This is a genomic window from Marinicellulosiphila megalodicopiae, assembly GCF_045862395.1.
Lineage (GTDB): Bacteria > Pseudomonadota > Gammaproteobacteria > Pseudomonadales > Natronospirillaceae > Marinicellulosiphila > Marinicellulosiphila megalodicopiae.
Genome location: NZ_AP023087.1, coordinates 3,427,960 through 3,441,702, shown reverse-complemented (window position 1 = coordinate 3,441,702; position 13,743 = coordinate 3,427,960). Strand labels below are relative to the sequence as shown.

Below are 13,743 nucleotides of genomic sequence, written 5' to 3'. Positions count from 1 at the left end.
AAAAAACCAGCCTAGGCTGGTTTTGGTTGTAAATTGGTTACTTAGGGTAGCTGCGTTTAACTGAGCCTGTATAAAGTTGGCGTGGGCGACCAATTTTAAGTGGGCTGCTTAGCATTTCATCCCAGTGTGCAATCCAGCCTGGTGTACGACCAAGGGCGAAAATCACAGTAAATAAAGAAGTTGGAATGCCAACAGACTTTAAAATAATGCCAGAATAGAAATCAACATTTGGATACAATTTACGTTGTACAAAATAAGGATCTTCTAAAGCAATTTGCTCTAAACGTTTAGCAATTTTAAGAAGTGGGTGATCTGAAAGCCCAAGCTCAGCAAGTACTTCATCGCAAGCTTCTTTCATGACTTTAGCGCGAGGATCGAAGTTTTTATAAACACGATGACCAAAACCCATTAAGCGAAACGGATCCGCTTTGTCTTTTGCTTTAGCAACAAATTCATCAATGCGGCTAACGTCACCAATTTCTTCAAGCATTGTTAATACAGCTTCATTGGCACCGCCGTGGGATGGTCCCCATAACGCAGTTGCGCCGGCGCATACAGCAGCAAACGGGTTTGTGCCTGTAGAGCCTGATAGTCGTACAGTTGATGTTGAAGCATTTTGTTCATGATCGGCGTGCAATAAAAAGATTTTATCCATTGCGCGAGTAAGAACAGGGCTTACCTTGTAATCTTTTTCACCTTTAGAAAACATCATGTATAGGAAGTTCTCAGCATAGCTTCGGGTGCTGTCTGCTTGAATAAAATCTTCACCAATGCCGTGTTTGTAAATCATTGCAGTAATTGTTGGAATCTTTGCAATCACTTGTTTGGCCACTAACGTGCGGTCTTCTTGTGAGTTGTTGTCTATATCTGTGTGATAAAACGCAGCAAGAGAGCTTAATAATCCACACAAAATGGCCATTGGATGGGCATCTTGTTTAAAGCCTTTTAGTGTATAAGCTAATAAATCATCAACTTGAGTGTGGCTCATGATTTCATTAACAAACTCTGTTTTTTGTTCAGAAGTTGGGAGTTCACCGTTCAATAATAAAAAGCAAGTTTCTAGGTGATCTGAGTGCTCAGCTAATTCATCAATTGGGTAGCCACGGTGTAATAGCACCCCTTTGCCGCCATCAATAAAAGTGATTTTAGATTCACAAGAGGCGGTTGATACAAAGCCTGGGTCATAGGTAAAACAGCCTTGCTTAGTTAATGCAGCGACTTGTACAACGTCTGGTCCAATAGATCCAGATAAAATGGGCAGTTCGATTTCTTGATCGTTAATAGTTAGTTTGGCGATTTTGTCAGCCATGCGGCCTCCTAAAATAGGCGATGATCACAAATATGAAAGTACAGTTATGAAAGTACAGTATAGTGAATATATTCGCGTAAATGGATGAAATACAAAAAATTGCGGCCAATCATAGAGTTTTTGAGCAAATTGTCAATTTTAACCTATTGTTACAAAGGAAGATTTGACTATATTATTGAAAGAGCACATTTGTGGTGCTATGTTTGTTTCGTTCTCGCCATAATAGGGCGTTTTTATTGCAATTTCGGCGAAAATTTGTTGCCTGTTAATATTTGTAATTTTGTTACAAACTCACTATAATCGCCGCCGCTCTTGACGTGCTTATTTTCAGTTGCTATCCATAAGTCAAATGAAGAAATAATGACACATAAAAGCTAAGTTTTTATCGCCTCATAGGCGCTTCATGAGCTCACACTAATAATCAACCGTGGAAACTAATTCGTGAAAGACAATCGACCCACTAATCTATCAATAGGAAATCTGATCCGATATTTTCCTATACCAGCCCTAGCTTCAATCCTTCACAGAATCACTGGCATTATGATGCTAGTTGGTTTGGCATTTTTATTATGGGCTCTTTATATCAGCCTTCAATCTCAAGCTGGCTTCGATCATGTCGCTTCTGTAATGACGCATCCATTTGCGAAATTTATTGCTTGGGGAATCGTTTCTAGCTTTTTGTATCATCTTGTTGCTGGTGTTAAGCATTTGATTATGGATACAGGCGTCGGCGAAACATTACAAGGTGGTCGTATTATGGCAACCGCAACGTTGATTATTAGCACGTTGCTAATCATTGGTGCAGGAGTATGGTTCTATGCGAGTTAGACACAGTACAAACTTAACCCGTAATGGGTTGACAGATTGGATCGTTCAACGTGTCTCTGCCGTTATCTTGGCTGCGTATACATTATTTATTATGGCATTTTTTATGTGTTCGGTTGATGTAACCTATGCATCATGGACTGGTTTGTTTTCAAACTTATGGGTGAAAGTATTTACACTTTTAACTGTATTTTCAATTGTTGCCCATGCATGGATTGGAATGTGGACAGTGTTTACTGATTATGTGAAATCAACCGCTGTTCGTGCATTTTTACAGATAGGTTTGTTTGTCATTTTATTCTTTTATTTCTTTACAGCGGTTCTTGCCGTTTGGGCGGTTTAATCATGGCTACGTTAAGAGTTTTATCCTATGACGCCATTGTTGTTGGTGGTGGCGGTGCAGGCATGCGTGCTGCATTACAATTAGCTGAGTCCGGTGTTAATACCGCGGTTTGTACAAAAGTATTCCCAACACGCTCTCATACTGTTTCTGCGCAAGGTGGTATTACCTGCGCAATCGCTTCTGATGATCCAAACGATGATTGGCGCTGGCACATGTACGATACCGTAAAAGGGTCGGACTACATTGGTGACCAAGACGCAATTGAATATATGTGTGAAATTGGCCCACAAGCTGTTTACGAATTAGATCACATGGGGATGCCGTTTTCGCGTACAGAAGAAGGTCGTATTTATCAACGTCCTTTTGGTGGTCAATCTAAAAACTTTGGTGAAGGCGGGCAAGCAGCACGTACTTGTGCAGCAGCAGACAGAACAGGTCATGCATTACTACATACGTTATACCAAGGTAATTTAAAAGCAGGCACAACATTCTTAAACGAATGGTATGCCGTAGATTTAGTTAAAAACGCGAAAGGCTCGGTTGTTGGTGTAATCGCAATTTGCATTGAAACTGGCGAGACGGTTTATATCAAATCTAAAGCTGTCGTTATTGCTACTGGCGGCGCAGGTCGTATTTATCAATCAACTACCAACGCATTAATTAATACCGGCGACGGTATTGGTATGGCGCTACGTGCAGGTTTTCCTGTACAAGATATGGAAATGTGGCAGTTCCACCCAACCGGTATTGCCGGTGCAGGTGTTTTGGTAACTGAAGGTTGTCGTGGAGAGGGTGGGGTACTTAGAAACTCCAAAGGTGAGCGTTTCATGGAGCGTTATGCACCTTCTGCTAAAGATCTAGCCGGTCGTGACGTGGTAGCACGTTCAATGATTCTAGAAATTCTTGATGGTCGCGGCGCGGGTCCTAATGGCGATTATGTTTATTTGCATCTAGAGCACTTAGGTGAAGAAGAATTAAACAAAAAATTACCGGGTATCATGGAATTAGCGAAAACTTTTGCTCATGTTGATCCCGTTAAAGAGCCAATTCCTGTTGTACCCACTTGTCATTATATGATGGGTGGATTAGCAACAAATATTGGTGGTCAAGTCATTACTCAAGACTCTGAAGGTGTTGAAAGTATCGTTGGTGGTTTATATGCATGTGGTGAAGCGGCTTGTGTATCGGTTCATGGTGCTAACCGCTTAGGTGGTAACTCATTATTAGACTTAGTTGTATTTGGTCGTTCTGCTGGTATTCAAATTGAAAAATCTTTGAGAGAAGGTTATGAGACTGACGCAGCAACTCAGGCAGACATTGAAAATGCAATGGCGCGTTTGGATCGCATGAACGGTTCTACAGAAGGCGAGCAAGCGGCAACGATTCGTAAAGATTTACAAAGCTGCATGCAATTACACTTTGGTGTGTTCCGTGAAGGTAAATCAATGGAAGAGGGCAAGGTTAAACTTGCTGATATTCGTAATCGTGTTGAAAATGTTTACTTACCTGACAAATCAAATGCATTTAATACTGCGCGTATTGAAGCATTAGAATTGCAAAACTTATTAGAAGTAGCTGAAGCGACGGCGATTGCTGCTGAGATTCGTACAGAATCTCGTGGTGCCCATGCTCGTGACGATTACCCTGAGCGTGATGATGAAAACTGGTTGTGCCACTCAATGTACTTCCCAGCTGATAAATCAATCAGAAAACGTGCAGTTAACTTTAAACCAAAAACGGTTCCTACATTCGAACCTAAAAAACGTGTTTACTAAGAGGGATTATCATGAAAGTCAGTATTTATCGTTATAACCCTGAAACAGACAAGAAACCTTATATGCAAGATTACGATCTTGATCTAGGTGGAAAAGATGTGATGGTATTGGACGTTTTAGAAGCATTAAAAGCACAAGACCCTACCATCTCTTACCGACGTTCATGTCGTGAAGGGGTGTGTGGATCAGATGGCATGAACATGAATGGCAAAAATGGTCTGGCATGTGTCACTGCATTATCAGAAGTAAAAGGCAGTGCTAAAAAATTAGAACTAAGACCGTTACCTGGTTTACCAGTGATTCGTGATTTAGTCATCGATATGTCTCAATTCTATGCTCAATATGAAAAAATCAAGCCATATTTGATCAACAATTCGCCAAAACCTGCAATCGAACGTCTACAATCACCTGAAGAACGTGAAAAGTTAGACGGTTTATATGAATGTATTTTATGCGCATGTTGTTCAACCGCTTGTCCTTCATTTTGGTGGAACCCTGATAAATTCATCGGGCCATCAGGATTATTACAAGCGTATCGCTTTTTAGTCGATAGCCGTGATGAAGCGACTGAAGAACGCTTAACGGATTTAGATGATCCATTTAGTGTGTTCCGTTGTCGTGGCATCATGAACTGTGTGGCAGTTTGTCCAAAAGGGTTAAACCCAACTAAGGCAATTGGTCATATTCGTTCTATGCTATTAAATAGCGCTACTTAATATATCGAAATTAGCAGACAAACCCAGAAATGGGTTTTGTCGTATGTAATGGGTGAAGGTAATAACCCCCGTAACCTTCACTTTTGATTCGGGATTCCTTAATAGGATAACAAAGATGCAAGATACATCGATGGATGAACTTTGGAGTTCGTCCCACTTGGCAGGCGGGAATTCCGCTTTCCTTGAAGAGTTGTACGAAGCTTATTTAATCGATCCGAACTCAGTACCTGAGAACTGGAGAGATACGTTTAACAAATTACCCAATGTTAACGACCAAGTTTCAATAGATGTTCCTCACTCAACTGTACGTGAGCATTTTGCCCAATATGCCAAAGACCGTAAGCGCTTAGGCTCGGGTACTTCTAACGCACCTGAGATGAATAACACGGTTAATCATAAACAGGCTAAGTTTCAAAGACTAACTGGTGCATACCGTATGCGTGGGCACCAAAAAGCGATTTTGGATCCATTATCGTTGATTAGTCGAAAAGACGTTCCTGACTTAGATTTACATTATCATGAACTAAGTAAGGCTGATGAAGACACAATCTTTGATTGCAGTAATTTATTCTTAGGTAAAGATAATGCAACCCTTAAAGAAGTAGTAGAAGCACTAGAAGCTACTTATTGTTCTAGCATTGGTGCTGAGTTTACTCATATCACTGACACTAAAGAACGTCGTTGGGTTGAAGCGAGAATGGAATCCACGCGTTCAAAGCCCGATTTTTCTGACGAATCAAAATTACATATTTTAGAACGATTAACTGCAGCAGAAGGCTTAGAGAAATATCTAGGCTCACGTTATCCAGGTACTAAGCGTTTTGGTCTTGAAGGTGGTGAAGCATTTATTCCATTAATGGATGAAATGATTCAGCGTTTTGGCTCATATGGCGCAAAAGAAATCGTAATTGGCATGGCTCACCGTGGTCGCTTAAATATGCTAATTAATGTTTTAGGTAAAAACCCACGCGAATTATTTGATGAATTTGAAGGCAAAGCGATTTATGAAAAATCAGGTGATGTAAAATACCATCAAGGTTTTTCTTCAAATGTAGAAACCGAAGGCGGTGAAGTGCATTTGGCAATGGCGTTTAACCCATCGCATTTAGAAATTGTTTCCCCTGTAATTGAAGGTAGCGTTCGCGCTCGTCAAGATCGTCGCGGCGATACTGAACGTAAAGAAGTGGTACCTGTTTCCATACATGGTGATGCAGCTTTTTGTGGCCAGGGCGTGGTAATGGAAACCTTCCAGGCGTCGCAAACTCGTGCTTATGGTACGGGCGGTACATTCCACATTGTGATTAATAACCAAGTAGGTTTTACCACAAACAAGCGTGAAGATGTACGTTCAACTGAATACTGTACTGATATTGCAAAAATGGTCCAAGCGCCAATTTTCCACGTGAATGCAGACGATCTAGAAGCGGTAATATTTGTTACGCAAATGGCTGTTGATTTCCGTCAGCAATTTAATAAAGATGTCGTGATAGATTTAGTTTGTTACCGTCGTCGTGGACATAATGAAGCAGATGAGCCATCTGGCACACAGCCACTTATGTACAGTGCAATCAAAAAACAAAAAACTACTTGGGAATTGTATTGCCAAAAATTGATTGCAGAAGGTTTGATCACACAAGATCAGCAAAAATCAATTGCAAATGAATACCGCAGTGCACTTGATAATGGCAAGCACGTAGCCCGTGCATTGGTGACTAAATCTCAACGTGAATTCTTTGTTGATTGGACGCCGTTTATTAATCAAGAAGTGGTTGATGAATTTGATTCATCCATTGATTTAAGCACAATGCAAGACATTGCAATGCGCATGAGTAATGTTCCAGCAGATTTCCCAATACAGCGTCAAGTGCAAAAGATTTACGAAGATCGAGCAAAAATGGCTCAAGGGGCAATGCCAATTAACTGGGGGTTTGCTGAATCTCTAGGTTTTGCTACTTTATTAGAAGCTGGTGAACACGTTCGAATTACAGGTCAAGATGTGGGGCGTGGCACATTCTCTCATCGCCATGCTGTATTGCATAATCAAAACGACGCATCTTTGCATATTCCAATGCAACATTTGAATGATAAGCAGGGTCGATTAACGATCCATGATTCTTTTCTTTCAGAGTTTGCTGTATTAGGTTTTGAATACGGATATGCAACCACGTCACCTGACTCATTGGTTATCTGGGAAGCGCAGTTTGGTGATTTTGCTAACGGCGCACAGGTTGTAATTGATCAATTTATTACCTCGGGTGAACATAAATGGGGTCGTTTATGTGGTCTTTGTATGTTCTTACCTCACGGTTACGAAGGTCAAGGTCCTGAGCACAGTTCAGCAAGATTAGAGCGTTATTTGCAATTATGTGCTGAGCACAATATTCAAGTTTGTATGCCTACTACGCCTGCCCAAATCTTCCATATGATTCGCCGTCAACAGCTACGTAATTTACGTAAGCCGTTAATTGTTATGACGCCTAAGAGTTTGTTACGTCATAAAGCAGCAACTTCAACTTTAGAAGAATTAGCTGAAGGTCAATTCCAAACCGTATTAGCTGAAACAGACGAAAACATCAAAGCATCAAAAGTAAAACGTATCGTTTTATGTTCGGGTCGAGTTTATTACGACTTATTAGAGCGTCGTGAACGTGATGAAATTACTGATGTGGCATTAGTAAGAATCGAGCAGCTGTATCCATTTCCTGAAGTGGCATTGCTTGAAGTATTAAATCAGTACAAATCAGTAACTGAAGTTACTTGGTGTCAAGAAGAGCCAGTTAATCAAGGTGCTTGGTACTCAAGTCAGCATCACATTCGTCATGTGTTGCATCAATATAATCCAAAATTAACCTTGGCTTATGCAGGTCGCGAAGCATCAGCAGCAGCAGCTGCTGGTTACTTGAAATTACACTTAGAACAGTTAGAGCAACTTCTTAATGATGCTTTAGTGATTAACAAATAGGAAAAAGATATGGCTATTGAAATTAAAGCTCCCCAGTTTCCAGAATCTGTTGCAGATGGCAGTATCGCAGCTTGGGCAAAACAACCAGGTGAAGCAGTAGAACGTGACGAATTAATTGTCGAGATTGAAACTGACAAAGTAGTATTAGAAATTTTAGCACCCGCTGATGGTGTGATTAAATCGATCGAAAAAAATGAAGGCGATGTTGTGCTTTCTGAAGAAGTGATTGGTTACTTTGAAGCCGGCGCAGCAGCAAGTGCAGCACCAACGGCAAGTGCAGCTCCTGCTGATTCAGAAGAAGACGTAAAAGTTGGAAACGTTGTTATGTCACCAGCAGCACGTCGTTTAGTTGATGAGCACAAACTGGATGCAGCGACAATTCCTGCAACAGGTAAAGGCGGTCGTGTAACTAAAGAAGACGTTGTAAACTTTGTGGCTAATAAGCCAGCTGCTGCACCAGTTAAAGCTGCAGAAAAACCAGCTGCTGCAACGATTAATGTTGCCCCTGGTGAAAAAGTAGAAAAACGCGTTCCAATGACTCGTTTACGTAAAGTCGTTGCTAAGCGTTTAGTTGAAGCTCAACAAAATGCAGCAATGTTAACGACATTCAACGAAGTTAACATGAAGCCAGTAATGGAGCTTCGTAAGCAGTATAAAGACTTATTTGAAAAAACTCATAACGGTACGCGTTTAGGTTTTATGTCATTTTTTGTTAAAGCAGCAACTGAAGCGTTAAAACGTTTTCCAGCTGTAAACGCATCAATTGACGGTGATGATATTGTTTATCACGGTTACCAAGATATTTCGGTAGCGGTTTCATCTCCAAAAGGTTTATTCGTTCCTGTTTTACGTGACACTGATACTATGAGTCTGGCTGATGTTGAATCAACCATCCGTGACTACGGTATGCGTGCACAATCTGGCGGTTTAGGTATGGACGAAATGCAAGGTGGTACATTTACAATCACTAACGGTGGTGTATTTGGATCATTGCTTTCAACACCTTTATTAAACCCGCCACAAACAGCAATATTGGGAATGCATAAAATTCAAGAGCGCCCAATGGCAGTTAACGGTCAAGTTGAAATCTTACCAATGATGTATTTAGCATTATCATACGATCACCGTTTGATCGATGGCAAAGAAGCGGTTCAATTTTTGGTAGCCATAAAAGATTTATTAGAAGATCCAGCGCGTATTTTATTAGAAGTGTAATTGTTTTTAAGTGTTACGGGTTTGATCAGGTTTAGAAAACTAAACAAAATATAATCATAAAGAAGCAAGCGCATTTAAGTTTGCTTCCAAATAAAAAGGTAAATACAGATGTCTGAGCAATTTGATGTTGTTGTAATTGGTTCTGGCCCAGCAGGTTATATTGCTGCAATTAAAGCCGCACAATTGGGTTTGAAAACTGCTTGTGTTGAAAAGTGGGTAAGTGATGAAGGGAAAGTGGTAAACGGCGGAACATGTTTGAATGTTGGCTGTATCCCATCAAAAGCATTATTAGAATCCTCTGAGCGTTTTGAAGCGTCTCAACATGAATTTAAAGATCACGGTATCACGGTTAAAGATGTAAAAATTGATATCGAAGGCATGATGAAGCGTAAAAATACAATCATCGGCAACTTAACTGGTGGTATTGCTGGTTTGTTCAAAGCAAACGGCGTGACTTCAATTGAAGGCATGGGTAAATTGCTTGCAAATAAAGTCGTTGAAGTCACTTCAAACAAAGGTGAAGTGTCAACAGTTGAAGCGAAAAACGTCATATTAGCAATGGGTTCAATCCCTGTTGATATTCCACCGACGCCAAACAATGGTGACACCATTGTGGATTCAACTGGGGCATTAGCATTTGATAAAGTACCTAAGCGTTTAGGTGTGATTGGAGCTGGTGTAATCGGTCTAGAGTTAGGTTCAGTTTGGCGACGTTTAGGTTCTGAAGTTGTTATTTTAGAAGCAGTAGATACGTTCTTGCCAGCAGCCGATCAAAAAATTGCAAAAGACGCTTTAAAAGCATTCACCAAACAAGGGTTAGACATTCGTTTAGGATCTCGTGTTACAGGTTCTGAAGTGAAAGGCAAAAAAGTAACGGTTAATTTCACTGACAAAGAAGGTGAAAAATCAGAAGTATTTGATAAATTAATCGTATGTGTAGGTCGTAAGCCAGTAACAGACGGCTGTTTTGCTGATGATTCAGGTATTCAACTTGACGAACGTGGATTTGTTCACGTTGATGATCAATGTAAAACAACCGTTCCTGGTGTTTACGCAATTGGTGATTTGGTTCGTGGTCCTATGCTTGCGCACAAAGGCGAAGAAGAAGGCGTAATGGTTGCTGAAATCATTCACGGTGACACTCACGTTCAAATGAACTACGACGCAATTCCTTCAGTTATTTATACACACCCTGAAATCGCATGGGTTGGTAAAACTGAAGAAGAACTTAAATCTGCTGGTGTAAAATATAAAGTAGGTCAAGTACCTTTTGCTGCTAACGGCCGTGCAATGGCTGCAAACGACACAACGGGTTCAGTTAAAGTATTAGTTGACGAAGAAACTGATCGTTTACTAGGGATGCATATTTTTGGTTTACACGCTTCTGAATTAGTACAGCAAGGCTTAATCGCATTAGAATTCGGATCAAGTGCTGAAGATATCCAAATGATGTGTTACGCGCATCCAACGTTATCTGAAACGGTTCGTGAAGCATGTTTAGCTGCTGATAACATGGCACTTGCAATTGCAAACCGAAAGAAAAGATAAATAATTAAACATAATATCAAAGCCGCGAAATCGCGGCTTTGTTATGTAATCAACCTGACCTTTGGTCTTTTTTAAAACGTGGAAACAAGATGAACTTACACGAGTATCAAGCAAAAGAACTGTTTAGACAGTACGGCATTGCAGTGCCAAATGGGTATGCTTGCGATAACGCAGCAGAAGCAATTGAAGCAGCTAAAAAGCTTGGCGGCGGTAAAGTTGTAATTAAAGCACAGGTACATGCAGGTGGCCGTGGTAAAGCAGGTGGTGTTGAGTTAGTTGACTCTGATGAACAAATTCAAGCATTCTGTGATCGTTTATTAGGTACAAACCTAGTAACGTTCCAAACAGATGCTGATGGCCAACCAGTAAACAAAATTTTAGTTGAAGAAGCATCAAACATTGATCGCGAATTGTACTTAGGTGCAGTAGTTGACCGTGCAACACGTCGTGTTGTATTTATGGCATCAACAGAAGGCGGAATGAACATCGAAGACGTTGCACACGCAACGCCAGAGAAAATCTTAAAAGCAACGATTGATCCTTTAGTTGGTGCTCAACCTTACCAAGCACGCGACTTAGCGTTTAAACTTGGCCTTGAAGGTAACCAAATAAAACAGTTTACTAAAATCTTCTTAGGTTTAAGTAAATTCTTCCACGATGCTGATTTAGCATTGCTAGAAATTAACCCGTTAATCACGACTAAAGAAGGTGATTTAATGGCGTTGGACGGCAAAATCAACATCGATGCAAACGCATTGTATCGTTTACCAAAAATCAAAGCATTACAAGATCCATCACAAGAAGACGAGCGTGAAGCGCATGCGGCATCTTGGGAATTAAACTACGTTGCATTAGACGGAACAATTGGCTGTTTAGTAAACGGCGCTGGTCTTGCAATGGGTACAATGGATATCGTGCAATTACACGGCGGCAAGCCAGCTAACTTCTTAGATGTTGGCGGCGGAGCAACAAAAGAGCGTGTGACTGAAGCTTTCAAAATCATCTTGTCAGATGACAAAGTGAACGCAGTATTAGTGAACATCTTTGGTGGTATCGTGCGTTGTGATTTAATCGCTGAAGGTATTATCGGCGCGGTTAAAGAAGTAGGCGTAAACGTACCTGTAGTTGTACGTTTAGAAGGTAACAATGCTGAGTTAGGTTCAAAAGTACTAGCTGAATCTGGTCTAGATATTATCGCAGCAACAAGCCTAAGCGACGCTGCTGAACAAGTTGTTAAAGCATCAGGAGCTAAGTAATGAGTATTTTAATCAACAAAGACACTAAAGTAATCTGTCAAGGTTTCACTGGTGCTCAGGGTACTTTTCACTCTGAACAAGCAATCGAATACGGCACAAAAATGGTCGGCGGTGTAACACCTGGTAAAGGTGGTCAAACGCATTTAGGCCTTCCTGTGTTTAATACAGTAGCTGAAGCAGTAGAAGCAACAGGCGCGCAAGCATCTGTAATCTATGTACCTGCTCCATTTTGTAAAGATTCCATCTTAGAAGCAGCTAACTCAGGATTAGAGTTAATCGTATGTATCACTGAAGGTATCCCAACGTTAGACATGTTAGAAGCTAAAGTAGTATGTGATAACTTAGGTGTGACGTTAATCGGTCCTAACTGTCCAGGTGTAATTACTCCAGGCGAATGTAAAATTGGTATTATGCCAGGTCACATTCACTTACCGGGTAAAGTTGGTATTGTTTCTCGCTCGGGTACTTTAACGTATGAAGCCGTTAAACAAACAACCGATCACGGTTTTGGTCAGTCTACCTGTGTGGGTATTGGTGGTGATCCAATTCCTGGTTCTAACTTCATCGATATTTTAGCGTTGTTTGAAAAAGACCCTAAAACTGAAGCAATCGTAATGATTGGTGAAATCGGCGGAACAGCTGAAGAGGAAGCAGCAGCTTACATCAAAGCAAACGTAACTAAACCTGTTGTATCTTACATTGCTGGTGTAACTGCACCTGAAGGTAAGCGTATGGGTCATGCTGGCGCAATCATCTCTGGTGGTGCGGGTACTGCAGACGAGAAATTCGCTGCATTAGAAGACGCTGGTGTTAAAACTGTACGTTCTTTAGCAGAAATCGGAAGTGCATTAGCTGAGATTACTGGCTGGAAATAATTCATAATTAAAATGAATTAAATTAAAACCCGCTTTGCGGGTTTTTTTTTGTTTTCAAAATCTGCTTTTACCATTGTCTCGTATACATTTAAAAACCATGAGATATAAAAATGAAAAAGCTAATCTTTACACTGTTATTTCTAATGTCAACAACTGCATTTTCAGCACCACTATCTGAAGATAAATATAAAGTAGGTGAGGCAAGGTTTAAATATTTATTTTGGAAAGTCTACGATAGTAGCTTATTTACTAAAAATAAAAAATTTGAATCGCTCAATCAAGAGCTAACATTATCCATTACGTATTTGCGAAATATACCAAAACATCGAATTGTAGATGCCACAGTGAATCAGTGGGAGCATCTAAATTTTGATCAAAAATCCATATCAAAGTGGCGTGAAAAAATTGAAACAATCCTGCCAGAAATAAACAAAAACGATAATTTATCCTTTCATAAACAACAAACAGGAATTGGATCGTTTTATTATAATGGTAAATTAATTGGCGAAATAAACGACACACAATTCAGTGATGCATTCTTAAGTATATGGCTGTCTAGTAATACTAGTGAGCCCAAATTAAGACAAAAATTAATCAGTCAAAAATAAAACAACTTATTCGCTTTAAATCAAACCAGAAACTGCCTATAATCCTGCCGCCCACCCTTAGTTCATTTGGATAGAATACGCCCCTCCGAAGGAGATTTATACCAAAATGCATTAATATCCGCTAATCCACCTAAATGCACAACAACCTAATTAAGGCCTTTAATATCAAGGATTCAACTAATTAACTACTATATTATTTACGTGACAATAATGTGCATTAGTTTTGTCACGACAGAGAAATTCTGTCACAAATAATTAATGCACAATCCCCTTCGGCGTGATATAAATTCATTACGATTTGATCAATTAAT

At 40.2% G+C, this 13,743-nt stretch carries 11 protein-coding genes; 10 read left to right on the top strand and 1 reads right to left on the bottom strand.

Going from position 1 to position 13,743, the window contains the following annotated elements; all coding sequences use genetic code 11:
* Positions 1-37: 37 nt before the first annotated feature.
* Positions 38-1,309, bottom strand: coding sequence for a citrate synthase (locus tag TYM08_RS14685; protein ID WP_422379902.1), 1,272 nt, complete (start codon positions 1,307-1,309; stop codon positions 38-40).
* Between the two features lie 441 nt (positions 1,310-1,750).
* Between TYM08_RS14685 and sdhC the strand changes: the two genes are divergently transcribed.
* The 10 genes from sdhC to TYM08_RS14635 all read left to right on the top strand — a co-directional run bounded on the left by sdhC (position 1,751) and on the right by TYM08_RS14635 (position 13,432).
* The gene (gene sdhC / locus TYM08_RS14680) at positions 1,751-2,137 is read left to right on the top strand and encodes a succinate dehydrogenase, cytochrome b556 subunit (protein WP_422379901.1); all 387 of its coding nucleotides are present in this window, start codon (positions 1,751-1,753) and stop codon (positions 2,135-2,137) included.
* Entirely contained in the window at positions 2,127-2,477 is a 351-nt protein-coding gene (gene sdhD / locus TYM08_RS14675) for a succinate dehydrogenase, hydrophobic membrane anchor protein (RefSeq protein ID WP_422379900.1), read from the top strand. The genes sdhC and sdhD overlap by 11 nt, the downstream gene beginning before the upstream one ends.
* Before the next feature lie 2 nt (positions 2,478-2,479).
* Complete coding sequence (gene sdhA / locus TYM08_RS14670) at positions 2,480-4,252, top strand: succinate dehydrogenase flavoprotein subunit (RefSeq protein ID WP_422379899.1); 1,773 nt, start codon at positions 2,480-2,482, stop codon at positions 4,250-4,252.
* 11 nt (positions 4,253-4,263) lie between these two features.
* Positions 4,264-4,968, top strand: a complete 705-nt coding sequence (locus tag TYM08_RS14665) for a succinate dehydrogenase iron-sulfur subunit (RefSeq protein ID WP_422379898.1) — start codon at positions 4,264-4,266, stop codon at positions 4,966-4,968.
* Positions 4,969-5,083: 115 nt separating this feature from the next.
* A complete protein-coding gene (locus tag TYM08_RS14660; RefSeq protein ID WP_422379897.1) occupies positions 5,084-7,930 on the top strand; it encodes a 2-oxoglutarate dehydrogenase E1 component in 2,847 nt (948 codons plus the stop codon).
* 9 nt (positions 7,931-7,939) lie between these two features.
* Positions 7,940-9,145: a 2-oxoglutarate dehydrogenase complex dihydrolipoyllysine-residue succinyltransferase gene (odhB, locus tag TYM08_RS14655; RefSeq protein WP_422379896.1), complete on the top strand. Its 1,206-nt coding sequence runs from the start codon at positions 7,940-7,942 to the stop codon at positions 9,143-9,145.
* Between the two features lie 108 nt (positions 9,146-9,253).
* On the top strand, positions 9,254-10,693 hold the full coding sequence (gene lpdA, locus TYM08_RS14650; RefSeq protein WP_422379895.1) for a dihydrolipoyl dehydrogenase: 1,440 nt from the start codon (positions 9,254-9,256) through the stop codon (positions 10,691-10,693).
* Positions 10,694-10,782: 89 nt separating this feature from the next.
* Positions 10,783-11,949 (top strand): ADP-forming succinate--CoA ligase subunit beta, encoded by a 1,167-nt coding sequence (gene sucC, locus TYM08_RS14645; RefSeq protein ID WP_422379894.1) that lies wholly within the window; start codon positions 10,783-10,785, stop codon positions 11,947-11,949.
* Positions 11,949-12,824 carry a succinate--CoA ligase subunit alpha gene (sucD, locus tag TYM08_RS14640; RefSeq protein WP_422379893.1) on the top strand — a complete coding sequence of 292 codons (876 nt, stop codon included), beginning with the start codon at positions 11,949-11,951 and terminating at the stop codon, positions 12,822-12,824. The genes sucC and sucD overlap by 1 nt, the downstream gene beginning before the upstream one ends.
* A 110-nt stretch (positions 12,825-12,934) precedes the next feature.
* Positions 12,935-13,432 (top strand): chalcone isomerase family protein, encoded by a 498-nt coding sequence (locus tag TYM08_RS14635; RefSeq protein ID WP_422379892.1) that lies wholly within the window; start codon positions 12,935-12,937, stop codon positions 13,430-13,432.
* Positions 13,433-13,743: the final 311 nt, after the last annotated feature.